This window comes from Allofournierella sp. CML151 (genome assembly GCF_027853465.1).
Lineage (GTDB): Bacteria > Bacillota > Clostridia > Oscillospirales > Ruminococcaceae > Allofournierella.
The window spans coordinates 20,498-44,715 of record NZ_JAPNNW010000025.1 but is presented as its reverse complement, the minus strand read 5'-3'; the positions used below and the strand labels follow the sequence as shown (position 1 = coordinate 44,715).

21 protein-coding genes are annotated in these 24,218 nt (G+C 59.5%); 7 read left to right on the top strand and 14 right to left on the bottom strand.

The genetic code is table 11. The features are described 5' to 3' along the window. Nucleotides 1-127 precede the first annotated feature (127 nt). The gene (locus tag PH256_RS13850) at nt 128-1,609 is read right to left on the bottom strand and encodes a DUF6076 domain-containing protein (RefSeq protein ID WP_270914640.1); all 1,482 of its coding nucleotides are present in this window, start codon (nt 1,607-1,609) and stop codon (nt 128-130) included. A gap of 480 nt (nt 1,610-2,089) precedes the next feature. On the opposite strand from PH256_RS13850, the gene PH256_RS13845 reads away from it, so the two are divergent. The 4 genes from PH256_RS13845 to PH256_RS13830 all read left to right on the top strand — a co-directional run bounded on the left by PH256_RS13845 (nt 2,090) and on the right by PH256_RS13830 (nt 5,440). After that, nucleotides 2,090-3,007, top strand: a complete 918-nt coding sequence (locus PH256_RS13845) for an AAA family ATPase (protein WP_270914639.1) — start codon at nt 2,090-2,092, stop codon at nt 3,005-3,007. A gap of 80 nt (nt 3,008-3,087) precedes the next feature. Further along, nucleotides 3,088-3,432 (top strand): plasmid mobilization protein, encoded by a 345-nt coding sequence (locus PH256_RS13840; RefSeq protein WP_270914638.1) that lies wholly within the window; start codon nt 3,088-3,090, stop codon nt 3,430-3,432. After that, nucleotides 3,425-3,562, top strand: coding sequence for a hypothetical protein (locus PH256_RS13835; protein WP_270914637.1), 138 nt, complete (start codon nt 3,425-3,427; stop codon nt 3,560-3,562). Before PH256_RS13840 ends, PH256_RS13835 begins: the two co-directional genes overlap by 8 nt. A gap of 72 nt (nt 3,563-3,634) precedes the next feature. After that, on the top strand, nt 3,635-5,440 hold the full coding sequence (locus PH256_RS13830; RefSeq protein WP_270914636.1) for a recombinase family protein: 1,806 nt from the start codon (nt 3,635-3,637) through the stop codon (nt 5,438-5,440). A gap of 102 nt (nt 5,441-5,542) precedes the next feature. Here PH256_RS13830 and PH256_RS13825 read toward each other — a convergent pair whose 3' ends face one another. Next, nucleotides 5,543-6,346 (bottom strand): IS3 family transposase, encoded by an 804-nt coding sequence (locus tag PH256_RS13825; RefSeq protein WP_270914635.1) that lies wholly within the window; start codon nt 6,344-6,346, stop codon nt 5,543-5,545. A gap of 278 nt (nt 6,347-6,624) precedes the next feature. Between PH256_RS13825 and PH256_RS13820 the strand changes: the two genes are divergently transcribed. The 3 genes from PH256_RS13820 to dagF are packed head-to-tail and all read left to right on the top strand — an operon-like array spanning nt 6,625 to nt 9,130. Next, entirely contained in the window at nt 6,625-7,257 is a 633-nt protein-coding gene (locus tag PH256_RS13820) for a DUF4310 family protein (protein ID WP_270914634.1), read from the top strand. Nucleotides 7,258-7,280: 23 nt separating this feature from the next. Then, nucleotides 7,281-8,390 (top strand): DgaE family pyridoxal phosphate-dependent ammonia lyase, encoded by a 1,110-nt coding sequence (locus PH256_RS13815; RefSeq protein WP_087184506.1) that lies wholly within the window; start codon nt 7,281-7,283, stop codon nt 8,388-8,390. A gap of 5 nt (nt 8,391-8,395) precedes the next feature. Then, the gene (gene dagF / locus PH256_RS13810) at nt 8,396-9,130 is read left to right on the top strand and encodes a 2-dehydro-3-deoxy-phosphogluconate aldolase (protein WP_270914633.1); all 735 of its coding nucleotides are present in this window, start codon (nt 8,396-8,398) and stop codon (nt 9,128-9,130) included. Between the two features lie 152 nt (nt 9,131-9,282). Here dagF and PH256_RS13805 read toward each other — a convergent pair whose 3' ends face one another. The 12 genes from PH256_RS13805 to PH256_RS13750 form a co-directional block, all read right to left on the bottom strand. Further along, nucleotides 9,283-10,236, bottom strand: a complete 954-nt coding sequence (locus tag PH256_RS13805) for an ROK family protein (protein ID WP_270914632.1) — start codon at nt 10,234-10,236, stop codon at nt 9,283-9,285. 47 nt (nt 10,237-10,283) lie between these two features. Next, nucleotides 10,284-11,219 carry a type I phosphomannose isomerase catalytic subunit gene (locus PH256_RS13800; protein ID WP_270914631.1) on the bottom strand — a complete coding sequence of 312 codons (936 nt, stop codon included), beginning with the start codon at nt 11,217-11,219 and terminating at the stop codon, nt 10,284-10,286. A 24-nt stretch (nt 11,220-11,243) separates the two neighbouring features. Beyond that, a complete protein-coding gene (locus tag PH256_RS13795) occupies nt 11,244-12,932 on the bottom strand; it encodes a phospho-sugar mutase (protein ID WP_270914630.1) in 1,689 nt (562 codons plus the stop codon). A 30-nt stretch (nt 12,933-12,962) separates the two neighbouring features. Then, nucleotides 12,963-13,364, bottom strand: a complete 402-nt coding sequence (locus tag PH256_RS13790; protein WP_270914629.1) for a cytidine deaminase family protein — start codon at nt 13,362-13,364, stop codon at nt 12,963-12,965. A 6-nt stretch (nt 13,365-13,370) separates the two neighbouring features. After that, nucleotides 13,371-15,809, bottom strand: a complete 2,439-nt coding sequence (locus tag PH256_RS13785) for a beta-mannosidase (protein ID WP_333766445.1) — start codon at nt 15,807-15,809, stop codon at nt 13,371-13,373. Next, the gene (locus PH256_RS13780) at nt 15,806-17,425 is read right to left on the bottom strand and encodes a glycoside hydrolase family 13 protein (protein ID WP_270914628.1); all 1,620 of its coding nucleotides are present in this window, start codon (nt 17,423-17,425) and stop codon (nt 15,806-15,808) included. Before PH256_RS13780 ends, PH256_RS13785 begins: the two co-directional genes overlap by 4 nt. A gap of 26 nt (nt 17,426-17,451) precedes the next feature. After that, the gene (locus PH256_RS13775; protein WP_270914627.1) at nt 17,452-18,486 is read right to left on the bottom strand and encodes a LacI family DNA-binding transcriptional regulator; all 1,035 of its coding nucleotides are present in this window, start codon (nt 18,484-18,486) and stop codon (nt 17,452-17,454) included. 185 nt (nt 18,487-18,671) lie between these two features. Further along, entirely contained in the window at nt 18,672-19,751 is a 1,080-nt protein-coding gene (locus PH256_RS13770; protein WP_270914626.1) for a glycoside hydrolase family 130 protein, read from the bottom strand. Nucleotides 19,752-19,773: 22 nt separating this feature from the next. After that, on the bottom strand, nt 19,774-20,598 hold the full coding sequence (locus PH256_RS13765) for a carbohydrate ABC transporter permease (RefSeq protein ID WP_087184514.1): 825 nt from the start codon (nt 20,596-20,598) through the stop codon (nt 19,774-19,776). 15 nt (nt 20,599-20,613) lie between these two features. Further along, on the bottom strand, nt 20,614-21,513 hold the full coding sequence (locus PH256_RS13760) for a carbohydrate ABC transporter permease (RefSeq protein ID WP_270914625.1): 900 nt from the start codon (nt 21,511-21,513) through the stop codon (nt 20,614-20,616). Between the two features lie 78 nt (nt 21,514-21,591). Beyond that, complete coding sequence (locus PH256_RS13755; RefSeq protein ID WP_087184516.1) at nt 21,592-22,989, bottom strand: ABC transporter substrate-binding protein; 1,398 nt, start codon at nt 22,987-22,989, stop codon at nt 21,592-21,594. Between the two features lie 59 nt (nt 22,990-23,048). After that, on the bottom strand, nt 23,049-23,984 hold the full coding sequence (locus PH256_RS13750; protein WP_270914624.1) for a DUF1861 family protein: 936 nt from the start codon (nt 23,982-23,984) through the stop codon (nt 23,049-23,051). Nucleotides 23,985-24,218: the final 234 nt, after the last annotated feature.

Here is a 24,218-nt window from a genome sequence, read left to right as displayed (position 1 = left end):
GGCGCCACAGTTATTGCTGTGGCGCCTTTTTGGTGGAAACGTTTTTTCAAAATTTCCACTTTCCATATAGCGCTTTGATCTTTCGCTACCAGTAAAAGGGAATATTGTTTTTGAACCAGCTTTGGGCTCATGTGCTCTTCTTCTTTTTGGCCCATTCCGTTTTTTTGCGATTCCATACATCGTCGAAATGGTCGGTGAGCAGCTGCTCGAATGCCGCGGCGTCGAAGTCTTCCCCTTCGGCGGAGAATTGCTGCACCAGCGGTTTTACTTCTGCTCGCCAGTATTTCATCACCTTGCTGCGGCGCTCGGCGGTAAGCCCTTCCACACGGGAAAGGCCGGTGTTGAGCCGGTTGCCGATTTTGGTATAGAGTTTCAGGGCTGGGTTTTCCCGCTGGCTCTGTTCCGCCGCCTCGTCTGAGGCGGCTTTTTTGCAGGTGCATTTCCTCTGATTAGGTGCTGTCCGGCTGCAATATTTTGCGGTGCCGCTGAAGGGCACGAACAGCTTCCCACACCGCTGGCAGGGGCGGACGGTCTGGTGCTGAGCGCACATCTGCACGAATTCCGCCATCACCACCGAGGTAAGGCAATCTGCCACCAGATAGGAACGGCTGGCGATGTCTGGATGCTTTCGGGCTTTCGGGTCTTCTTTCGGCATGGACAGTCGCCCCAGCATCCGCATGTGGAGCTTTTCGTACAGCCGGTTCCCTTCCACTGCGGCCCGATGGTTTGTAATCAGCGCATCTCCATAGCGGTAATCTGCCGGTTTTTCCGGGTCGGCGTCTGCTGCGGCCAGTGTGTATTCCACCAGACTTGCAAGAGATGGTTGAAAACTTGCCAGCTGTTTCAGCTGACCGGCCAGTAAAGAAAGCGAGGTATACGCGGCGGCACTCAACTCCCGGTCATCCATATCGGCATAACTCACCATGGTTGCATCCGGCTTGGGCCAGCAGGCCAGATACCGCTCCACACACTCGCTGGACTGTTCCAGCGCATAGCAGAGCTGGATCTCCTGCTGAAGAATCCTGCCGAATCCATTTTCCGCAACCAGACCCTGCTCTTCCGGCGTCAGGTTGTGGAACCCCAGTTTTTTCAGCATCTGGTGGTAAACGTCCGAGGCAGCTTGGGTGCAATACTGCTCCAGCAAGGTCTGCATGGCCGGATAATCCCCCAGCGCGGTTTGGATTTCCTGATACAGCTGGGCCAGCTGATAATAAAGGGCCTGTTCCGGATGCTCCAATGCCTGCCGGATGCTGCGGCCCGGTTGTTTCGGTTCCGGCTGAGGTTCCGCAGGGCGCGTCTCTTCCGGCGCTTTGGAGAACCGGCTGAAAAACGATCTGCGTTTTTTCGTCTCGGTAGCAGCGGGTTCCGCTGGTTCCGGGGGCTGGTAATTCCGCCAGTCCGTCTGTTCCAGCAGCTCCGCATTGACCGAAATCACGCACCCGGAAAACTGCTGGAGCAGCGACTGGGCCTTCTGGTAGAATTCCTGCCAGGGCATATCCAGCCCGGCAAACACCAGATCGCCCAAAGCACAGGATTCTTCGATCCAGATCCGGGCCTGGTTGTGCTCCACATATTCCGGGTCTTTCGTGTTCTGCTGAATCTGGTTCATTACTTCGATTACAGATCTCCGTTCCCCGCTTCGGCGGGGTTCTTTTTTTGTCTGCTCCGGGGGCGGATCGCGGTGTATCAGGGTGGGCAGACACAGCTGCTTTTCCTGAAAACGGAACACAAAACTTGTGGACATCGTAAAATCCTCGCTTTTTTAAAAACCTCAAAAAATGGCTCAACAAGACCGTTTTTTCATGTGTATCGGCACAAATTTATTGTGTAATTTCAACATTACATGAATTTAAGATAACACATATAGCATTTTCGGTCAAGCCGTGGTATCTTGTGTTCACGGCACCTTGACAACTGAATATCCATGTTCCCCAATGATCCGCGTTCCCGTCGCGTCCGCGCAGCCATGCAGGGCCTGTCATCCTGCCCGCGGCGCGGCGGGGCGGGTTCGTGAAATTTAATATTAATGGAGGTGACTCTCACGAACGACCAAGAAATCCTCTGCTTTGCAGACATTCCAACCGAGGAGGTGAACTGGCTTTGGTATCCTTACATTCCCTATGGCAAAATTACAATCTTACAGGGCGACCCGGGCTGCGGCAAAACCATGGTGGCGCTGTCGCTGGCGGCAATGCTTTCCACCGGGGCAGCTCTCCCCTTTTCCCCGCAGGCAAACGAACCGATTACAATTCTTTACCAGACGTCGGAAGATGGAATTGCCGACACCATAAAGCCCCGTCTGGAGCGGGCGCAGGCAGACTGCACCCGCATCAAGATCATCGACGAATCAAAAACGCCACTGCGTTTCGATGATGCCCGACTGGAAGCCGCCGTCCGGCAGGAAAATGCCCGGCTTCTGATTCTGGACCCGCTTTCCGCGTACATTGGCGAATCGGTCAGCATGAACCAGGCCAACGAGGTACGCAGCGCCTTCCGCAGCCTGTACTCCATGGCCCAGCGCACCGGCTGCGCCGTCCTGATCGTGGCACATATGAACAAGATGAACGGAACCTCGGCTTTGTACCGCACCAGCGGTTCCATTGATGTGGCCGGCGCGGTGCGCTCCATTCTCACGGTGACCAAATACCGCAAGTCCCCCACCCAGCGGGTGCTGGTGCCGGTCAAGAGCAATCTTGCCCCCGCAGGCAATGGACTGCTGCTGGAGGTGACCGACCATGTGGAATGGCTCGACCAGCTGGAAGAAGCGGATGCAGACCAGTTGCTGAACGGTGATCAGGGGCCTGCTGCGCCCACAAAACAGCAGCAGGCGGAACAAGGGCTTTTACAGCTGCTGCAAAATGGCCCGGTGAGCCACAAGGAGATCGTCCTGCATTTTTCCCGGCAGGGCATCAGCAAACGGACCGTGGAGCTGGCCAAAAGCAATCTGCCAATCAAGAGCATCCGAATCAAAGACGGCTGGCTGTGGCAGCTGGAAGAACAACCATGAAATCACGCAGCGCATCATGCCAAGGCAGCAAAAACTGCTGACTCGTGCATTGTTGCGTTGTTGCAATAGAGGAACCATTGATGAAAAAGAAAGAAGTAAAAATCCGTCTGACCGAGGGCGAACTGGCCCGCCTGAATGACAATGTGGCCAAAACCGGCTTGTCCCGGGAAACCTATCTTCGCCTGCTGATCTCACACCGGGTACCGGTGGAGCTTCCGCCCGCCGATTACCGGGCGCTGATGCGCCAGCTCCGGCAGATTCAGCTCTGCCTGACCAATGCCCCGGCGCGACCGGAAAACGGCACTGATCCCTTTGCCCTGCAAAACACCTTGCAGGCTCTGGACCACACTCTGCTGGCGATGCAGCACGCGGTGTTGCCCCGGCAGGCCATCCCCATGGAAAGTGAGGCGAACAACAATGCCTGACGCCGTGGTGGATTCCCGATACATTGCCCTCAAGCTGATCGCCCTGCTGTATGAGCAGGGAGCCATCAAGCGGGCGACCTACGAATGCGTCTGCGCCACCTATGGCGCACCGCCCTCATCCGAACAGTGAATTTGGATTTGTACATTTCTCAGGGAGAAAAAACTGCGCTACAATGGGCGCATACAAAAGGAGGACAGTTCTATGAACAACATCAAACAAGACCGGGCCCGCCCGCGCAAGGTGGTATTTTACGGGCGGGTATCCACTGAACATGAGGCTCAGATTTCCGCACTGGACAATCAGATGGAATGGTATCAGGAGCTGTCCTCCAGCCATCCCAACTGGACAGTGGTGGATCAGTATGTGGACGAGGGCATCACCGGAACGCAGGCGAAAAAACGGCCATCCTTTCTGCGGATGATCGAAGACGCCAAAAGCGGAAAATTCGACCTGATCGTAACCCGCGAGGTCTGCCGATTTGCCCGGAACACGGTAGACACCCTTTCCTACACCCGGGAACTGGCCAAGCTGGGGGTGGAGGTTTACTTTGCCGCCGATGGTATCTGGACCATGGACAACGACGGTGAGCTCCGCCTGTCGCTGATGGCCACGCTGGCCCAGGAGGAAAGCCGCAAGATCAGCGAGCGGGTGCTGGCCGGACAGCGGATGAGCCGGGAAAAGAAGGTGCTGTACGGCAACGGAAATATTCTAGGCTATGACCTGGACAAGGCCAACAACACCTACGTCATCAACGAGGAGCAGGCCGAAACCGTGCGGATGATTTTTGAGCAGTACGCCACCGGGGACGGTCTGACCAAGGTGGCCAAAACCTTGATGAAAAAGGGGCGCAAGGACGGGGCCGGGCATGTGAACTGGGATGCCAGCAAGGTGACCCGGGTGCTGCGGAAAGCCACCTACATGGGCTACTGCGTGTACAACCGGTCACGGACGGTGGATTATCTGGAGCACCGGCGGGTGAACAACACCGACGAGGATACCTATGTGATGGTGAAGGGGGATTTCCCCGCCATTATCGACGAGGAGCTGTGGTACAAATGCAATGCCATCCGGAAAGGGCGCACCCGACATCTGCTGGATGAAAACGGAAAGCCCCGCCGGTATGGCGGCACCATTGCAAAAAATGTGTGGGTCACCAAGCTGGTGTGCAGCTGCGGGGCAAAGTTCCGCCGCTGTCTGTGGCAGACCAAGGCGGACGGCACCCAGACCTGGGGCTTTGAATGTTACCGCCACACCAAGCGAAGCCTTCAGTTTTTGCAGCAGCACGGACTGCCGGAGGGACTCTGTGATTTAAAGGATTTTCCGGAGTGGAAGCTGGAGCTGATGGCGGTGAAGATATTTGAAGCCGTGTGGGGCAGTCGCCGGGAGGCGGTTCTGGAGGCCTGCCGGATGCTGAGTGCCTGCTACCAGAGGGAGACCGCCGATCCGGCCAAGCTAAACGCACTGGACAAACGCATCGACGGACTGAACGAAAAACTGAACAACCTGATTCTGATGAAGGCATCCAACCAGATCACCCTGAAGCAGTTTCTGGAACAGAGCAACGAGATCAGCGCCCAGCAGAGCCGGGCCACCCGGGAGCGGGAGGAGCTGCTGGCCCGAGAAAGCCAGGACGGCGGGCTGGACATCGACGCCATCGAGGCTTCCCTGTGCGAAGCGGTGACCTTCACCGACGGCAAGGTGAGCGAGTGGTTCATTCAGACCTTTGTGAAGAAGGTGGTTCCCATAGACGGCACCCGGTTTGCCTGGGCACTGGATCTGGCCCCGCAGCCCCAGACGGTTTTCTGCGAAGCCACCGGGCGAAAGGAATACCCCCGCATCTCGCTGGAAAGCAATTTATTCCCGGGCGCATGGCCCGACATACAAGACGAACCTCCCGACCGGCCCTTCCTGCTGGATCAGGAGGGAAACCCGAATGGGGACATATCAGCGGCAGAATTGGAACAGGGCAGGCTGCTATCAAGAACCCCCGCAAATAAGGGATTCTGAACGGATTCAGTAAAAAATAAAAGCGCCCTCCTGACAAATTTGTGAACTGCCCCAGGTTGTGCAGACAGTACAAAAAAGAGCCCTGGTAGGAAATATTAAGCTTTAGGTGGAGAGGCGCCGCGCAAGCGGCGCCTCTCCAGTCTTTAACTGGATGCGTTCGTGGTTGTAAAAGTGGATATAGCGGTCAATCATTTCGTTGGCTTCTGAGAAGTTGGCTGGTTTAAGGCGGTAAATACATTCTGTTTTGAGGATAGAGAAGAAATTCTCCGCCATTGCGTTGTCATAAGGGTTTCCGCGTCTTGACATAGATGGCGTAATGCCGTATGTTTTAGTTAGCTCAAAATATGCTTGTGAGGCGTACTGAGCACCCTGGTCGCTGTGGAGCTGCAACTCCGCAGCGACCTTCTTTTTCTCCTGCTTTATTGCCAGACGAATGGTGTCCAGAATCAGATTCACCGTTTGTTCTGTTCCGGTTTTGTAAGCCACAATACTGTTGTCATAGATGTCCCGGATCACAGACAGGTACAGCACGCCCTGCTTGGTGTGAATGTAAGAGATGTCTGTTACCCATTTGCTGTTGGGCTTATCCGCATGAAAGTCCCTGTTTAACAGATTCTTGTACTTGTGTACCTGCTGCCCCATCTGTTGCCACTTCCTGCGTCGGCGGATTTCTGAGAGCAAATCATATTTCTTCATGATCCGCAACACGGTTTTGGGGTTGCGGAAGATATTCTGACGTTTCAGCCATAACCACATCCGCCGGTACCCGTAGGTGCGCAGGCTGCGTTCTCGCTGTTGTGCGATAAGTTCTGCAAGTGCGGCGTCCTTCTCCGGCTTGCCCAGGCGATGGACAAAAGCATAGTAGCCGCTTCTGGACACTCCAAAGAATTTGCACATAACTGCCACTGGATACTCTGTCCTATGACGATAGATGATATGATACTTTACCTTTGCTCTCACTTCCTTTCTGTGAAGCGCAGAAAATCCCGCAGTAGTTTATTCTCCATGCGAAGCCGTTGGATCTCATAGGCCTGTTCGGCCGCAATGTCTCTTGGCGCAGCATCTTTTCTCGGCCGTCCCTTGGGCCGTGGCAGGATTCCAGCTTCCTGCTTGCGTTCTTTTCTCCGTTCACGCTCGAGCAGCCTTTTTATCACCTGCTTATCCCGAAAACCATGGATAACACTATGGAAAAAAGAACCTTTTGGGATAAGTTCGACGCCTTCATGATGAAGGACAACACCTTTATTCTGCTGGTGATGGGCGCTGCGGCTGCCATCTTCGCCGGTACTTACATGTTCATCAACCTGGGCACCGGTGCCTTTAACGACCTGTCCATCGTGGCCATGCTGAAGGACGGCATGGACGGCGGTGACTACGCCGCTGCCGCTGGCTTTGCTGCCGGCTTCCTGATTGCCCGTGTGCTGGAAGGTCCTCTGGTTGGCCTGATGGACATCGGCGGCACCCTGCAGACCGGTGTCGGCATCGGTATCCCCGCGCTGTTTTTGTCCATGGGCTGGCAGTTCCCCTTCTCCAGCTTCCCGGTTGCCCTGCTGGTGGGCGCTGTGATCGGCCTGGTAATGGGCGGCGTGATCATGCTCATCCGTAAAGCTGTGCCGGAAGGCGTCGCCGTGGGCGGTACCAGCATCATGATGGGCGCGGGCAACGCCATCGGCCGTTATCTGGCTCCCCTGATCGTGGTGGCTGCCACCCAGTATGATGTGTACGCCGGCATCGGCGCCATCTTCTACAAGTGGGGCAAGGAGCTGGCCGGCGGTGCCATCCTGGGCGCCATGCTGTTTGGCGGCATCTTCCTGTAAGTTGAGAAAGCGGGGCGTTTTTGTTGAACGTTTATGAAGAAATCGGCTTGAAACGGGTGGTCAATGCCAGCGGCCGCATGACCATTCTGGGTGTATCCACCCTGAGCGACGAGGTGGCTCAGGCGGCCATCGCGGGCGGTCAGTCCTACGTGGTGATCGAGGACCTGATCGACAAGGCGGGCGAGATTATCTCCCGCTACACCGGCGGCGAGGACAGCTGCGTGACATCCAGCGCTTCGGCGGCCATCTGCCTGACCATCGCAGGCCTGATCACCAAGGGCAACAAGGTGCTCATGGACCGGCTGCCCAATTCGGATGGCCTTGCCAACGAGATCGTGATCCAGAAGGGCCATAGCGTGCACTACGGCGCGCCCATGCCCACCATGATCCGTCTGGGCGGCGGTGTTCCGGTGGAGGCCGGAACCGCCAACGAGGTGGTGCCCGAGGACATCGAGGGCGCCATCACCGACAAGACCGTGGCGCTGTTCTATGTGAAGAGCCACCACTGCGTGCAGAAGGGCATGGTTTCGCTGGAGGTCATGCGGGACATTGCCCACCGGCACGGCCTGCCCCTGATGGTAGATGCGGCAGCAGAGGAAGACTTCCGCAAGTACATCGCTCTGGGCGCGGACCTGGTGGTCTATAGCGGCGCGAAGGCGCTGGAAGCCACCACCTCCGGCTTTGTGACCGGCAAAAAGCAATACATTGACTGGGTGAAGAAGCAGTACCACGGCATCGGCCGCCCCATGAAGATTGGCAAGGAAGGCATCATGGGTCTGCTGAAGGCGCTGGAGCGCTACGAGAACAAGGACCACGAAAAGGAAGTACGGGAAAACCGGGAAAAGGTGCGCTACCTGTGCGAGGAAATCGGCAAGATCCCCGGGCTGAAGGCCCAGGAGATTCAGGACGAGGCCGGCCGCGCCATCTACCGCGCCCGGGTGACCCTGGACCCCGCCGTTGAGATCGGGTGCACCATGGAGGAGATCAACCGCCAGCTGCGGGAGGGCAATCCCTCCATCTACGCCCGCACCGAGTTTTTGAATCTGGGCAAAATCGACTTTGACCCCCGGCCCATGGTGGAGGGAGACAAGGAACTGATTGTGAAACGCCTGAAGGAAATCATTGGAGGTTGATCATTATGGCAATTGCTTATTATCATGACCGCGTATGCCTGAACGTGCTGGGCGGCAGCGTGGAGAACGCGAAGGAACTGTATGAGGCCGCTGAGGGCCATGTGGAAGTAGGCGTGCTGTCCGCCAATTATCCCGACGTGGAGAGCGCCGTGGAGGACATGAAGCGCTACATGGAAGTGCTGGAAGGCAATCTGTCCGTTGGTCTGGGCGGCGGCAACCCCAAGCAGTGGAAGGCCGTGGCCGATATTGCCAAGGAGATCAAGGCAAACCACTTCAATCAGGTGTTCTCCGCGGTGGGCTACACCCGCGCCAACGTGGACAATGACTGGAGCCACATCAACGCTCTGGTATCTCCCGCCGGTATTCCCGATATGGTGAAGATCTCCACCGGCCCCATCTCCAAGGACTGCGCCGAGCCCGCCAATGTTCCGGCGGACACCGCCATCGCCATGATTCGCGAGATGGGCGGCAATTCCATCAAGTTTTTCCCCATGGGCGGCCTGAAGTGCCGCGAGGAGCTGCGCGCCGTGGCGGAGGCCTGCGCCCGCAACGACTTTGTCCTGGAGCCCACCGGCGGCATTGATCCCGGGAACTTCCGCGAGATCATGGAGATCATCCTGAATGCCGGTGTGCAGAAGGTAATCCCTCACGTGTACACCTCCATCATCGACAAGGAGACCGGCAACACCAAGCCGGAGGAAGTACGCAACCTGATGAAGATCGTGAAGGAACTGGTCTGATTCATTCTTAAGCCCTCCTAACAAAAGCCGCTGATCCTGTTTCGCATCCGGGAGCGGCGGCTTTTCGCTCTTCTTACTCTCTGCGAAATGCAGAAAAAAGGCCCGCACGGCATTTGCCGTGCGGGCCTTTTTGTGATTCAAAATGCGGAAAATCAGCTGACCAGGCAGGCTGCGCCGATGAGCCCGGCATCGCTGCCCAGGCTGGCAATGCGCACCGGAGGCGTGGGAATGCGCCGGCCGGCAAATGCGTTCTCCTGCACATACTCGGTGAGGGGCTTGGTGAGTACCTCACCCTGAGCGCAAACGCCGCCGGAGATCAGCACCACCTGGGGACGGAAGATGTTCACCATGTCGGTGATGGCCTCGCCCAGCCAGACCAGATACTGGTCGATTACGGCCTGGGCGGTCTTGTCACCCGTCTGGGCGGCATCGAAGGGGATCTTGCCGTTCATGTTGGAAAGATCGCCGCCGCACAGCTGGTTCATCATGCTGGCGGGATCAGCCTCAGCGGCGCGCTGTGCCTGACGGATCAGGGCGTTGGCGCTGCAGTAAGCCTCGATGCAGCCCTTGCGGCCGCAGGTGCACAGCTCGCCGCCGTGGATCAGCTGGGTGTGGCCCAGCTCCATGCCGCCGGGGCCGCCCTCAAAGACCTTGCCGTCCCAGACAACGCCGCCGCCCACGCCGGTGCCCAGCGTGAGCAGTACGGCGCTGGCGCTGCCCTGGGCCGCACCGGCGGCGCATTCGCCCAGCGCTGCGCAGTTGGCGTCGTTGGACATCTTCACCGGCATGCCCAGGGATTCGGTCAGATAGGAGCCAAGGGGCAGATATTCCCAGTTGGCGAAATTATTGGAATAGATGACCTCGCCGGTCTCGGCATTCACGGTGCCGGGGCAGCCCATGCCCACACCGGCACAGTCCTCCCGGCTCACGCCGGCCTGCTCCAGCGCCTGCAGAGCCAGACGGACGATGTCGTCCGCCACCTCCTTCCAGGGGCGCTGCGCTCCGGTGGGGCAGGACAGCTTGACCAGAATGTGGTTGTCCGCGTCCACCACGCCTGCCTTGATGTTGGTGCCGCCCAGATCAATGCCGATCTTGTAGGGTTTCATCTGCGATCATCCTCCGTTTTGCTTGTTGTGTGAGTTTTTGTATCCGCTCAGGCCTCGCCGGTCATCCAGGAAACCAGGGTGGTGGCGCTGCCGGAAAGGGTCCATTCGCCGCTGTTGGCGGGCAGGAACAGGCTGTCGCCCTTCTTGATTTCCAGGGTCTCGCCGCCGCAGGTGAGGGCGCCGCTGCCCTCGGTGACCAGAAAGCTCACAAAGCTCTCCGGCCCGCAGACGCCCTTGCCCTCGCCGTTCATCACATCCGCGGTGAAGTACTCACATTTTACCAGATGTCCGTCAAAATTCCAATCCTTTCGGGGCGGAACGCACTGGGTCACCGCCAGCGCCTGGGGTACGTGCAGCGCCCGGGGCTTGCCGTCCGCGCCCACGCGGCCGTAGTCGTACACCCGGTAGGTCACGTTGGAATTCTGCTGGATCTCGGCGATCACAATGCCCTTGCAGATGGCATGCAGGGTGCCGGAGGGGATGAAGAATACATCGCCCTTGTGCACCGGGGCAGCATTCAGCACTTCGGTGAGGGTATTGTCCTGGATGCGGCGCTCAAACTCCTCTTTGCTGATCTCATGGTCGAAGCCATAGTAGAGGAAGGCATCCGGCTCACAGTCCAGCACATACCACATCTCGGTCTTGCCGTACTGGCCCTCGTGCTCCAGGGCATACTCGTTGCTGGGATGCACCTGGATGGACAGATTGTCCTTCGCGTCGATGAACTTGGTCAGGATGGGGAAATCCTCGAACCGCTCGCAGTTGGTGCCCAGCACCGCCTTGCCGTGCTTTTCCATGTACTGGGGCAGGGTCAGGCCTGCGTCCGGTCCGTTCACGATGGTGGAGGGGCCGTCCTTGTGGCAGGAGAGCACCCAGGCCTCGGCCAGAGGCTTCAGATCGCTCTCGATGCCAAAGTCGGTGCGCAGCTTCTCGCCGCCCCAGATGTAATCCTTGCATTCCGGCTTCAGTTTCAGAATCGCCATTTTACGCACACTCCTTTTCAGCCTTTACGCCTGCATCATGGTCTTGGCAGCCGCGGCCATCTTCTCGTTGATCGCGTCCGCGGCGGCTCCGCTCTCGCCCACGGCGGACAGGTACACCTTGATCTTCGGCTCAGTGCCGGAGGGGCGCACCATGAACTTGGCCTTGCCCGCCAGACGGAACTCCAGCACGTCGGCCTTGGGCAGGCCGGTGCCCTCAGCGGAATAGTCCACCAGCTGCTCCACCTCGAGGCCCGCAATGGCCTTGGGCGGATTGCTGCGCAGGTCCTTCATCAGCTGCTGCATGGTGTGCATGCCGCTCTCGCCCTCGAAGGCGAAGCTGAGCAGGTCGTTCTTGTACCAGCCGAACTCGTCGTACAGGCCGTTGATGGCATCCAGCAGGGTCTTGCCCTGCTTGGCGTACCAGGCGGCCGCCTCGCAGATCAGCAGGGTGGCGTTCACCGCGTCCTTATCCCGCACATGGCCGCCGGACAGGTAACCGTAGCTCTCCTCGAAACCGAAGATGTAGCGCTCCGGGGTGCCCTCGCTCTCCAACAGGCCGATCTGCTCGCCGATGAACTTGAAGCCGGTCAGGGTGCGGCGCAGCTCCACGCCGTACTTCTCACAAACCGGGGTGGCCATGTCGGTGGAGACGATGGTGGTCACCGCCACAGGAGCCGCGGGCAGGGTGCCCTGGGCCTTGCGGGTGCGGCAGATGTAATCCAGCAGGATCACGCCCATCTCGTTGCCGGTGATCAGGCGGTAGCCGCCCTTGCCGTCCGGCACAGCGGTGCCGCAGCGGTCGCAGTCCGGGTCGGTGCCCAGCAGCAGGTCCGGCTTCACCCGGTCGCACAGCTCCAGGCCCTTCTGCATGGCCTCGCGAATTTCGGGGTTCGGGTAGGGGCAGGTGGGGAAGTTGCCGTCCGGCAGGCGCTGCTCCTCCACCACGTCCACGTGGGTCACGCCCAGCTTCTTCAGCAGCTTCTCCACGCACTCCAGGCCCGCGCCGTTCAGCGGGGTGTAGACCAGCTTCAGGTCCGCCACGCCCTCGCCGCTGCCCACGCGCTGGGCGTAGACTGCGTCCACGAAAGCGTCCAGGCATTCCTCGGGAATGTACCGGATGCCGCCTTCTGCCAGAGCCGCGTCAAAGTCCGCCAGCTTCACGTCCTCGAAGCAGTCCACCTGGCTAATCTGGCCCAGGATCAGCTTGGCAGCCTCCAGGGTGATCTGGCAGCCGTCCGCGCCGTATACCTTGTAGCCGTTGTACTTGGCCGGGTTGTGGCTGGCAGTCACGCAGACGCCCGCGCCGCAGCCCAGGTACCGCACCGCCCAGCTCAGCGCCGGGGTGGGCTCCAGCCGGGGGTACAGCCAGGCAGTGATGCCGTTGGCCGCCAGCACACGGGCGGTCTCCCGGGCAAACACATCGCTCTTGATGCGGCTGTCGTAGCCGATGGCCACCTGCTTGGGCAGCTCGGTGCCGTTCAGGTAGTTGGCCAGGCCCTGGGTGGCCTTGCGGATGTTGTAGATGTTCATCCGGTTGCTACCCGCGCCGATCACGCCCCGCAGACCGCCGGTGCCGAACTCCAGCTCCCGGTAAAACCGGTCCTGGATGCCCTCCTCGTCCCCGCTCTCCTTCAGTGCCGCCAGCTCGGCCGCCACGTCTGCGTCCTCCGTGGCCTTTTCCAGCCAGCGTGCAAACAGTTCCTTGATTTCCATATCGTTCCATCCTTTCGCCGTATCCGGCTATTATTGACTGTCGTTGTTTGCCGCTTCCCGCCAATCCCAGGGAAGCAGCTGCTCCAGCGTGACCACAACGCCCTCTCTCACCAGTACCTGGGCGTTTCGGTTTTCCTCGGCCAGCTGGCTCAGAAATTCCCGGCAGCGGCCGCAGGGCGGCAGAACCTTGCCGTCCCAGTTCACGGCCACGATTTTATCGATTACATGCTCGCCCGCCGTGATCATGGCGGCGGCAGCGGCGTGTTCGGCGCAGAAGCCCATGGAGCAGGCAGTGTCGATGCAGACACCCCGGTATACGTTGCCGTCCCTCGTCAGGATGGCCGCACCCACGCCGCCGGATTCCGCCCAGGGCGAAAGCCGTTTTGGGGCCAGAACGGCCTTTGCCTGCTCATACAGTTCCTCAAATTCCATAAGCGCTCATTCCTCCCGGCCGATGTTGTAAACGCTGCGGCAGTGAAGGCCGCGGGTATGGCCGGACAGGATGCGAATCCGCTTGGTTCCGGCATTCATGTCGAAGTAGTTGTCGTCCAGCAACAGGGTTTCGTCCTCGTTCTGAATCTCCACGCCCCGGGCGTAGGCGTCGGCGTGAACGGTGAGCCATTCGCCCTCCTGGGTGCAGCGCAGGTTCGGCTGCCGGTATTGGAAGTACTTGGGCAGCGACAGGATGACCGTGCCCTCCGAGAGGATGCGGCCGTCCTGCTCGGCCTCGTAGCTGATGTACTGATGGTGCTCCTCCAGCTCGGGCAGCTCCACCCGGTCCAGCCACAGGGCGCTCAGAGGCTGCACGGTGACCTGCTGCTCCTCCCGGCGCAGCACCGAGCCGTCCGCCTCTCGCAGGGCCCAGCGCACCGTGACGGTCTGGGAACAGCGGGTCTCGTTGGACAGATTCAGCCGGAAGGTTTTGCGGGGGGCAAAATGCTGCCAGTTCATGGGGTTGGGGTCGGTGAGCCAGCCCTCCTCCTCGCAGGAGAGCAGCACCGGCGCGAAGAACCGCTTGGCCGCGTAGTGCAGCGCCTTCCAGCGGCCGGTGTAGTCGATGGAGGACCAGGAGGCCACCGGCCAGCAGTCGTTCAGCTGCCAGTAGACCGCGCCCATGCAGCGGCCCCGGTTGCGGCGGAAGTGCTCCACCCCGTAGCGGATGGCATCCGCCTGCAGCATCTGGGAGGCATACAGCAGCGTCTCGAACCGGTTGGGGTACAGATAAGTCTGCTGCAGGTAGTTCAGAATTTTGCCGTTGGCCGCGCCGTTGCGCTGGTGGCGCTCCATCACGTAGGAGAAGACGTTCCGGTCCTCCGGCAGGGTGAAGGTGTCCACCGTGGCCTTGCAGGGGAAGGACTGGAAGCCGAATTCCGACACGTAGCGGAAGAAGAATTTTCGATATTCCGAGAAGGGCTTGTTGCCGTGCCACACGTCCCAGTAATGCACGTCGCCCCGGTCCGGGGAGTTGGGCTCGTCAAAGGAGCCGCCGGAGGAGGGGCTGGCCGGCCAGTAGAAGCGGTCCGGGTCCAGCTCACGGAGCATCTGGGGCAGAATGCGCTCGAACAGGATCAGGTAATCCCGCACCTGCCAGTCCTCGTCCACCCACTGGCGGTCCTTGGTGAACATTTCCATCTCGTTATTGCCGCACCACAGCGCCAGGCTGGCGTGGTGGCGCAGGCGGCGGATGTTGTCGGCAAATTCCGCCCGGATGGTGGCCTCGAAGGAGTCGGTCAGCTGATACATACCGCAGGCAAACATGAAGTCCTGCCAGACCATGAGACCCAGCTCGTCGCAGCAGTCAAAGAACCAGTCCTCCGGGTAGTAGCCGCCGCCCCAGATGCGGACCAGATTGAAGTTGGCCGCCTTGCAGTCCTCCAGCAGGCGGCGGGTGCGCTCGGCGCTGGTGCGGCCCAGCAGGTGATCCTCCGGGATGTAGTCCGCGCCCATGGCGAAGACCTCCACGCCGTTTACCTGATGGGCGAAGCTCTCGCCGTACTGATCCTTTTTGCGGCTTACCGTGAGGGTGCGCAGGCCGATACGCTTTTCCCAGGCATCCACCGGGCAGCCGCCGTCCAGCAACTCCACCCGCAGCCGGTACAGCGGCTGTTCGCCCAGGCCGTTGGGCCACCAGAGCCGGGGATTCGGCACCGGGATGGTGGGGCAGTTTTCGCCCTGGAACAGGCATTCACCCTCCGGGCTGTACAAAAATGCCCGGTATTCCGGCACAGCGCCCTGTTCGTTTTTCACGGTCAGGTCCAGCTCTGCCAGGTTCTCGCTGTGGCGCTGGCGCACCAGCACGTCGCCCAGACGCTGGACGTCGGCGGCTACCAGGACCACCGGACGGAACAGACCGGCATCCGGCAGATGTGCACCCCAGTCCCAGCCGAACATGCAGTGGGCCTTGCGCAGATGGACGAAGCCATCCATGGCGTCCTCCGCGCCCCGCACCGGCGATTGGGCGAAGGCTTCGCGGATGTACTTGAGGGGAGAGGCCAGCTTCACCAGCAGTTGGTTGCCCCGGGGCAGCGTGTTGTCGGTGATCTCAAATTCCCAGGTGCGGTGCATGTTGTCGGTGCAGCCCAGCAGACGGCCGTTCAACGTGATCTCGCCCAGGGTGTCCACGCCCTCGAACCGCAGCAGCAGCCGGGGAGCGGTTTCGTATCCGGCGGGCAGGTCGAACTCCAGCCGGTATTCGTAGTCCTGCTCCATGAGGGGGAGCAGCTTTTCCGCATTGTCCCGCCAGTAGGGGTCGGGGATGCGGCCGTTCTCATACAGAGTGGTGTAAACGGTTCCGGGCACCCGGGCGGGCTGCCAGTCCGGCTGGCCGGCGGTGTGCAGCTGCCAGCCCATGTTCAGCATCTGTTCCTTGCGCATCATGCCTGCTCCTCCTTTTCATTCAAAAGAAGGATCGCGCCGCTCTTTGCCTGCAGCGCCAGGGTGTTGCCCTGCAGCTTCGCCGCGCCGGGCAAGGTGGTCTTGTGCAGGCTCCAGCCCTCCTCCAGCGTCAGCTCTGCGGGCTGGCCGGAGAAGTTCATCACCGAGACCAGCTTCTGGCCGGGCATGCTGCGGCGGCAGACAAGCACCTGCGGCGCGGGGCACTCGATCTGGCAGTCGCCCTGGGACAGCACCGGCAGTTCGGTGCGCAGGCGGGCCAGACCGGCCAGATAGTGGAACAGGGAATCCGGGTCCTTTTGCTGGGCCTCGGCGCAGGGGATGGACTGGGGCTGCCAGCCAATCCAGGGCCGGGCGGTGGAAAAGCCGCCCCATTCCGCATCGCTCCAGTACATGGTGTTGCGGGAATGGTCCCGGCTGGCCTGGTTCAGTGCCCGCAGGCACTCCTCCTCCGGCTTGTTCTCCTGTTTTGCCTTGTGGTAGGCGATCACGCCCTGGATGTCCCGGGCATCGTCGATGCTGTGGCAGACGTAGTTGTCCATGCCGATCTCGTCGCCGAAATAGATGAAGGGATAGGCCCGGAAGGTCATGAGCAGGGTGAACAGATTGCGGGCCTGGGCCTCGTCAAAGCCGAAGCGGCTGGGGAAGCGGGGCATGTCGTGGCTGCCGAAAAAGATGGTGGGCAGGTGCTCGCCGGTGTACTCCCGGGCCATCCGGCCCAGCTCGGCGGCGAAGGCATCGAAGTTAAAGTGCTCCATGCTGCCCAGATTGAAGTTGAAGGTGGTGTCCAGCAGGTCGTCGTCCGCGTAGGGGCGGATCACGTCCAGCTTGTCCGAGCTGATCTCACCCACCAGGAAGATGTCTCCCCGGCGCTTCACGTGGGTGCGCAGATCCCGCATGAACTGCCGGATGCCCGGCTGGTTCACGTCGTACTGATGAATCTGCTCACCGTCCGGCCCGGTGGGGTTGTCGGTCAGGCAATCGGTGAGGGAAAGGTTGTTGAGCACATCCAGCCGGAAGCCGTCCACGCCCTGGTCGATCCAGAAATCCAGCATGCGGAACATGGCCTGCTTCACTTCCGGGTTGGTCCAGTTCAGGTCCGCCTGCTCCTTGGCGAAGGAGTGGTAGTAGTACATGCCGGTGGCTTCGTCCAGCTCCCAGGCCTTTTCGCCGAAGAAGGACTCCCAGTTATTGGGCTCGGCTCCGTTCACCGGCTCCTTCCAGATGTACCAGTCCCGCTTGGGATTCGACCGGCTGGAGCGGGATTCCTTGAACCAGGCGTGCTCGGTGGAGGTGTGGTTCATCACCACGTCCGCCAGTACCCGGATGCCCAGCGCATGGGCCTGCTTTACAAATGCGCGGAAATCCTCCAGGGTACCGTAGTCCGGGTCCACGTTTTCGTAGTCGGAAACGTCGTAGCCCTGGTCCACCTTGGGGGACGGATAAAAGGGCGTGAGCCACACGCAGCCCACGCCCAGCTGTTTCAGATATTCCAGTTTGGAACGGATGCCGATAAAATCGCCGATTCCGTCACCGTTGCCGTCGCAGAAGCTCGGCATGTAGATCTGATAAAAAACGGTGTGCTTCCACCATTCGTTCATAAGAGTTCCTCATTTCGTAGATCGTCTCACACGGACTCCCGTTCCACGATCGTAACGCTCAGTGCAAGCTTCACCGGAATTTCGTCCGGGCAGGCGATGCGGTGCAGCAGGCGCTCCACCGCCTTTTGCCCCATCAGCTTTTTCTGCACATGAACCGTTGTGAGAGGGGGCGTGACCATGCGGCCGGGCTCGATGTCGTCGAAACCTGCAACGCCCACGTCCTCAGGGACCGAGATCCCGTTCTTTTGTAAGGTCTGCATCAGCAGAATGGCCAGCTCGTCGTTGGAGCAGACCAGAGCCTCCGGTTTTTCCGGAATATTCCGGTAAAGCTCCAGAAGATGTGCGCCATCCTGCTGGATTACGTAGTTTTCGATATCGCCGCAGGCGGAAAAGCGCTCCAGATAATCCACCGATTCCCGGAAGCCCTTCAGCTTGAGATGGTCCTGCAGGGCCTTGAGTACACCCAGAAAGCGGTCGCGGGTACTGGGGGTGTATTCCCGGTCGCCGAAAAAGCCGATGCGGGTATAGCCCCGGCGGATCAGCTCCACGGTCATGCGGTAGGCGCCGAAGTAGTTGTCGGATACGACGCAGTCCAGCTGATGTGAGTTGGACTGGTGGTCCGCCAGCACGATGGGGATGTTGTATTCCATCAGCCGGGCCAGGAAATTGTCGTCGATGGAGCCCACCACGATCACGCCGGACACCCGGTTTTCCTGCACGCTGGCGGGTACCTCCTCCGCTTCGAAGGAGCTGATGATCACATCGTAGCCGTCCTTTTTGGCGGCCTCCTCGATGCCCAGAAGAATCCGGCCGTAAAACCGGAAATCCCGGAAAAAGCGGTGACGCAGCAGCACGCAGATGTTTTTGCTGCCCGGGACGCGGGCGGGTCCGGCCGGTTTGGCCTGCTTGATCTCGTAGCCGATATTCTGGGCAATCTCAATTACCTGACGGCGGGTCTCGTCGCTTACGCCGGGCCGGTCCTTCAGGGCCAGGGAGACCGCGTTTACCGACAGGCCCAGTTGGTCGGCAATATCCCTCATGGTTGCAGTTTTCCGTTTCATGTTGCCTCACCGCTTTCTTGCTTCATTGATTCACTTTATTTTATCACATTTCCCAGTATATTTGTAGCGGATGATTCAATTTACTCCACGGGAAACAGCAGCTGCTTTTACTTTAAAAACAATTCGTGTAAAGAAAAGGCCGGCAGCCAAAGCGGCTGCCGGCCCGAAAAATGGACGAAAGGCGGTCAAACCGTTTCCATCGCGTCGAAAATGTCCTGCAGGGGAATGTCCACCCGGCAGATTTTGTCATCGGCTGCGCCGTAGTAGATCACCACGTCGCTGCCCTCCAGCAGGCAGCCGCAGGTGAACACCACGTTGCCGAAGAAGCCGTTGCGCTCGTACTCGGCTTCGGGCTGCAGGATGGGCTCGCGGGTGCGGGCCAGGATGTGGGAGGGATCATCCTTGTCCAGCAGGAAGGCGCCCAGGCAGTAACGGTTGTTCCGGTCGGCCGCGTGGTAGATCTTCACCCAGCCCTTGTCGGTGAGGAAGGGTACCGCGCCGCCGCCGATGCGGCCGTTGTCCCAGCGCTCGCTGTCCTTGGACAGGCCGCAGAAGTGCTTCTGCTCGCCCCAGTGGATCAGGTCGGGGGATTTGGCCAGCCACATTTCCGGGCCGCCGATGGCGCTGGGCACCGGACGGTTGAAGGCCATGTACATGCCGCCGATCTTCTCGGGGAAGATGGTCACGTCCTTGTTTTCCGGCGCAAAGATTACACCGTGGCGGGTGAACTGCTCAAAGTCCCGGGTGCTGATCAGCGAGGTGGCGGGGCCGTTTGGGGTCACCGAGGTGTAGTTGATGTAGTACACATCGCCGATCTGGGTGATGCGGGGGTCCTCCATGCCCCAGGATTCCTCCTCGGAGCTGGGCAGGATGGAGGGATGATCGGCAATTTCGAAGTGCACGCCGTCGGTGCTGCGGGCCACCCGCAGGTGAGACAGAGAAGTCAGGTTCACGATCTTGCCGCGGGCCGCGCCGGCACGGTGAATCTCGCGGGAGTCGGAGAAGTCCAGCTCGGGATGCTCACTCTTCACAAAGGTAATCACGTCGATCTGGTCGGTGCCGTTGTTGTTTACGACTACGGGCACGCGGACCTCGTCCTCGCTGGTGCCCACGGCGGACTCGGCCACCCGGCACAGCAGGATCACCTGGTCATTGTAGCGTGCAACGCCGCAGTTGAACACGCCCTCCACTTTAAAGTCCGGACGGCTGGGCTTTACGTCGGAAGGACAGATCAGCGGGTTTTTTTCACAACGTTTGATGTTCATACAAGGATACCCCTTTCGGTCGTTACTTCAGCATGAAGCTGATGCCCTCTTTGAAGTATTTCGAGAAGCACAGGAACAGAATGATGATGGGCAGGGTCAGGATCACCGACGCTGCGTACATGGGACCGGGGAAGGCGCCCATGGGCTTGAACTGGGTGGAGATCAACACGTTCAGGGTCTGCATCTTGATGTCGGGAGAGATCAGCATATCCCACATCAGCTCACTCCAGCGCTGCATGAAGATGGACAGGAACACGATGGTGCTCACCGACTTGGTAACCGGCAGAGCGATGCTCCACAGAATGCGCAGATCGCCTGCGCCGTCGATGCGGGCCGCCTCAAACACCGCGCCGGGCACGGTCTTGAAGTAGTTGATGTACATGAAGATGGCCCAGATGGAGATACACATGGGGATGATCATGCCCGCATAGGTGTTGGCCAGAGACTTGGCGATCATGTAGCGGGGGACCAGCAGGATGATGGTGGGGAAGAACATCTGGAACAGCAGAGAGTCCATGATGAATTTCTCGCCCCGGAAGCCCAGCTTGGACAGAGTATAGCCCATGGCCAGGCCGATGGCCACCGAGATCACCGCGGTGGGCAGAGAAACCAGCAGCGAGTTCAGCAGTGCGCGAATCCACATCATGGAGTTGGTGGCGCCGCCCTTGCCGATCAGGTATTCATAGCTGCGCAGGGTCAGGCTGGTGGGAGCAAGGGTCTTGTCCACCATATCCCAGGGCTGGAGCGACTGCACCACCATGTAGTAGAAGGGGAACAGCGAGATCGCCAGCAGGATCAGTGTGGCCGCCATGATGAGGACGGTTTTCACAGAGACTTTCTTTTTCATCGTCAAAGGTCCTCCTTAAAAGCCGAACCGCTTGTTGAGCTTGTCCGACACAAAGTTCACGATGCGCAGAGTCACGAAGATCTGCACTGCGCTGGCGATGGCCATGGCCGCGCCGTAGCCGGACTGGAAGCGGGTAAAGGACGTGTTGTAGATCTCCAGCTGCCAGGTGGTGGTGGAGAGGTTGGGGCCGCCGCCGGTGAGCAGGAAGGGCTCGGTGTAGATGCCGAACGCCAGGCCGGTGGCCAGTACCAGAACGGTGGTGAGGGTGGGCATGATCATGGGCAGAGTGACGTGGAGCAGCTTGTGCAGGCCGGTGGAGCCGTCCAGTGCGGCAGCCTCGTTTACGTCGGTGCCGATGCTCTCGATGCCGGACAGGATGAACAGTGCATAGTAGCCGGACATCTTCCACACCACGATGCCCACCATCACGCCGAAGGCGTAGCGCTCGTCGGTGAGCCAGTTGATGGTCAGGCCGAAGTTGTTGCGCAGGAACTCATTGAAGATGGAGTTGTAGTTAAAGAAGTATTTCACCACAACGGAGGTGGCAACGCCGGAGGTGAGGTAGGGGATAAAGAACAGCACCGCAACGATGCCTTTGATCTTGTTCGGCAGCTTGGAGACCAGCAGCGCGATCACCAGACCGAAGAAGAAGCACAGCAGCACCACCGGCAGCAGATACCGGTAGGAGTTGATAAATGCGGCCTGAACCTTGGGATCAGAGAAAAGGTCGAGGAAATTTTTGGCCCCCACAAAGGTTTTGTCTTTGGACATCAGGTTCCAGTCCATCATGGACAGCCAGAATGCCCAGATGAGGGGCAGTAAAAAGAACACCAGCGAATACAGCAGGTAAGGCGCGTTGAGCGCCCAGCCCACCAGCTCGCGGCGGCGGTTGGTCGCGTTGGTTTTCTTCATCATGCAACACTCCTGTTCAAAAAAATGCGGGGCCGCGCAATGCCTTCAAACGGCTCGCGCGGCCCCGCACAAAAGGTACGATTACTCCAGGCCGCCAGCGGTCTTCATGGCTTCCATGGCCGCATCCACGTAGCTGGATGCGTCGGGGGCATTGCCCGCCTCAGCCTGCATCACGTCGTTCATGTAGGGACCGGTGCAGGTTTCGGTGAAGGCAGTCCAGATGTCAGCGTCCTTATCGGTGGCCAGGCCGGGGATGGAGTAGGGAACCCACTGGGCCAGATCAGCCAGCTCGGGGTACTCTTCCATGATGGCGGTAAAGGTCTCGCTGGTGTTCAGGTCGCCGCGGACGGGCAGCATGGTGGTGGCTTCCAGCCACTCCAGATCGGACTGAGCGGAATTCTCAGCGTTGTAGACCCACTTTACGAATTCCACAGCGCCCAGATGCTCTTCCTCGGAGATGTTGTCGGCCTTGTAGAAGGCCAGGCCCTTGGAGTCGGCGTAGTTGTAGGGCTTGTCGCCGGCGTTGTTCACCAGAGCGGGGCCGTAAACGTAATCCTCACCGTAGACCACGTTGTTCTCGCGGTACAGGGAGATCTCCCAGGGGGCGTTGATGGAAACCAGCACGGAGGGCTGCTCTTCCAGCCAGATGCTGGACAGTTCGCCCTGCTGGATGGTGTTGCCGAAGGTGCCGATCACTTCCATCGCCTGGATGGCAGCGTCACGGTCCATGGTCAGCTTGTTGCCTTCCACGATGCTCTTGCCGCCGGATACGCCGTTGTAGATCATCATGAAGTCAAACCAGCGGTCCCAGTACTGGTCGGGACGGGTCAGAGAGGGACGGTAGAAGGAATGAGTCACGCCAACCTCGGCAAGGGCGTCCTTGTTGGCGGCAAAGGCCTTCATAACCTCGGTGAACTCGGCCACGGTCTCGGGGGCCTTATCGTAGCCCAGAGCCTGCAGGCCCTTCATGTTCCACTGCCAGACCATGGGGTTCACGTACAGAGGCAGAACATACTGCTTGCCGTCGATGGCCCAGGCGTCCATGGTCTCGCCCATGGCGCGGGATTCCACCACGTCGTTGAACCAGTCCTCGCTGGACAGGTCGTAGACCACGTCGGAAGCGGCCAGGGTGGCGGCGAAGCCGCGGTTTACGTTCTCGGAAACGGCGGGAGCGGTGCCGGTGGCGATGGCATTCTGGATGCCAGCCTCAGAAGAAGGAGTTTCGGGCATCTGCTGCACCTTCACGGTAACGGTCTTGCCGTTTACCTGAGTGCCGGTGGCGTTGAATGCCTGTGCGCGGGATTCCCACAGGTTGTACTGCACCTGCTGGGGAGCGGTCCAGAAATCCACCACGATGGTGTCGCCGCTCGCGGCGGTGGCGCCGGAGCCGGATGCAGCGTCAGAGCCGCCGCAGCCTACCAGAGAAACCGCTGCCATGGTTGCCGCCATGAGCAAGGCGGCGCACTGTTTGATTTTCACGTTGTTTTCCTCCTTAGAATTTCTATTTCAAAGAGCCCTCGTTGTTGAACCGGCTCTTATCAAACATTTTGAAAGGGATCGTCGATGGTAATTACGTGGCCCTCGGCGTCGCTTACACCGCAGTACAGCCGGGCTTTGCCGTCTGCCTGCCGCACAAGGCCGCCGCTGAAGATTACGTCCTCCAGATCGGGGCGTTTGCTGGGGCCGTCCTGAAAGTTGCACCGCATGGCGATGATCTTCATGGGGCTGTATTCGCCGGTACTCCAGTCGAATACAAAGGCCGCGGAATGGTAATGCCGGTCGCCCTTTTCATCGTAGCGGGCGATGTGGGCCAGAACACCCACCTTGCTGCCGCCCAGAGCGTGCAGCTCGTTGGCGCCGCCCCATTCCTCGGGCAGGAACTGCTGCTCCAGAATGGTGGCCTGCTCGATGTGAGCGATGTCCAGCTGGGAGAGATTGTCCAGAATGATCCAGCCGATCTTACCCCGGCCGCCCACGGCACCCTGGGGCCGGGTCATCACCAGCACCCGGCCGTCTGCCAGCTGGTGCAGGCGGATGTCCTTCATCCGGTCCGGGCCGTGAGTGAAGCGCTGAAGGCCGGCCAGATGCTCGCCTTTATAGAAAACGGTGCGGTAGTTCAGCTGGCCGGGGTTTTCCTCGTCGTCGAAAACCTCCACGCCGCCCACCACCAGCTGGCCGTCGATGCGGCACACGAAGGGGTCCTGCAGATTCAGGCGGGGCAGGGCGTCGTCTGCGGTCCACTCATAACCGCTGCCCTTGAAAAACACCACCTGGGAATATTCACTGTCCCGGCTTTCCACCCGGCCGGCGATGTACTGGGCGCCGCCGTCCTCAAACGGTGCGGTGATGTTGTAAACGTCCTTGTTATCGCCTGCGCCGTAAAAATGAAGCCGGCTGGCTGTGTCCTTTTCGTTCCGGTGATTAAATTGCGCCACCAGATCCAGACAGCTGCGAAGGGTTTGGGTGTTTTCCATGTAAAAGCCCCCTTGTGTTCTGTGCTTTATTCACATTTTCGAGTGAATTCAACTTGATTTTTGTGGTTGAGATTCACTTGCTTTGCTGGTCTAAGAGTACTGTATTTTCAAGTGAAAGTCAAGCGTTCGCTTGATTTTTCATCGTTTTGACGCATTAGATAACTTGAATTTGTGCAATCAAACAACGAAAACAAGCAATTTTCAAGTAGATAGACGATTTTTTAACGAAAATAG

What these genes read in the sequence shown, in the direction of transcription:
- PH256_RS13785 (WP_333766445.1), bottom strand. Translation starts at nt 15,809, where the DNA reads ATGATGCGCAAGGAACAGATGCTGAACATGGGCTGGCAGCTGCACACC.
- PH256_RS13835 (WP_270914637.1), top strand. Translation starts at nt 3,425, where the DNA reads ATGCCTGACGCCGTGGTGGATTCCCGATACATTGCCCTCAAGCTGATC.
- PH256_RS13800 (WP_270914631.1), bottom strand. Translation starts at nt 11,219, where the DNA reads ATGGCGATTCTGAAACTGAAGCCGGAATGCAAGGATTACATCTGGGGC.
- PH256_RS13790 (WP_270914629.1), bottom strand. Translation starts at nt 13,364, where the DNA reads ATGGAATTTGAGGAACTGTATGAGCAGGCAAAGGCCGTTCTGGCCCCA.
- PH256_RS13775 (WP_270914627.1), bottom strand. Translation starts at nt 18,486, where the DNA reads ATGAAACGGAAAACTGCAACCATGAGGGATATTGCCGACCAACTGGGC.
- dagF (WP_270914633.1), top strand. Translation starts at nt 8,396, where the DNA reads ATGGCAATTGCTTATTATCATGACCGCGTATGCCTGAACGTGCTGGGC.
- PH256_RS13750 (WP_270914624.1), bottom strand. Translation starts at nt 23,984, where the DNA reads ATGGAAAACACCCAAACCCTTCGCAGCTGTCTGGATCTGGTGGCGCAA.
- PH256_RS13760 (WP_270914625.1), bottom strand. Translation starts at nt 21,513, where the DNA reads ATGATGAAGAAAACCAACGCGACCAACCGCCGCCGCGAGCTGGTGGGC.
- PH256_RS13770 (WP_270914626.1), bottom strand. Translation starts at nt 19,751, where the DNA reads ATGAACATCAAACGTTGTGAAAAAAACCCGCTGATCTGTCCTTCCGAC.
- PH256_RS13840 (WP_270914638.1), top strand. Translation starts at nt 3,088, where the DNA reads ATGAAAAAGAAAGAAGTAAAAATCCGTCTGACCGAGGGCGAACTGGCC.
- PH256_RS13780 (WP_270914628.1), bottom strand. Translation starts at nt 17,425, where the DNA reads ATGAACGAATGGTGGAAGCACACCGTTTTTTATCAGATCTACATGCCG.
- PH256_RS13850 (WP_270914640.1), bottom strand. Translation starts at nt 1,609, where the DNA reads ATGAACCAGATTCAGCAGAACACGAAAGACCCGGAATATGTGGAGCAC.
- PH256_RS13765 (WP_087184514.1), bottom strand. Translation starts at nt 20,598, where the DNA reads ATGAAAAAGAAAGTCTCTGTGAAAACCGTCCTCATCATGGCGGCCACA.
- PH256_RS13795 (WP_270914630.1), bottom strand. Translation starts at nt 12,932, where the DNA reads ATGGAAATCAAGGAACTGTTTGCACGCTGGCTGGAAAAGGCCACGGAG.
- PH256_RS13830 (WP_270914636.1), top strand. Translation starts at nt 3,635, where the DNA reads ATGAACAACATCAAACAAGACCGGGCCCGCCCGCGCAAGGTGGTATTT.
- PH256_RS13820 (WP_270914634.1), top strand. Translation starts at nt 6,625, where the DNA reads ATGGAAAAAAGAACCTTTTGGGATAAGTTCGACGCCTTCATGATGAAG.
- PH256_RS13805 (WP_270914632.1), bottom strand. Translation starts at nt 10,236, where the DNA reads ATGAAACCCTACAAGATCGGCATTGATCTGGGCGGCACCAACATCAAG.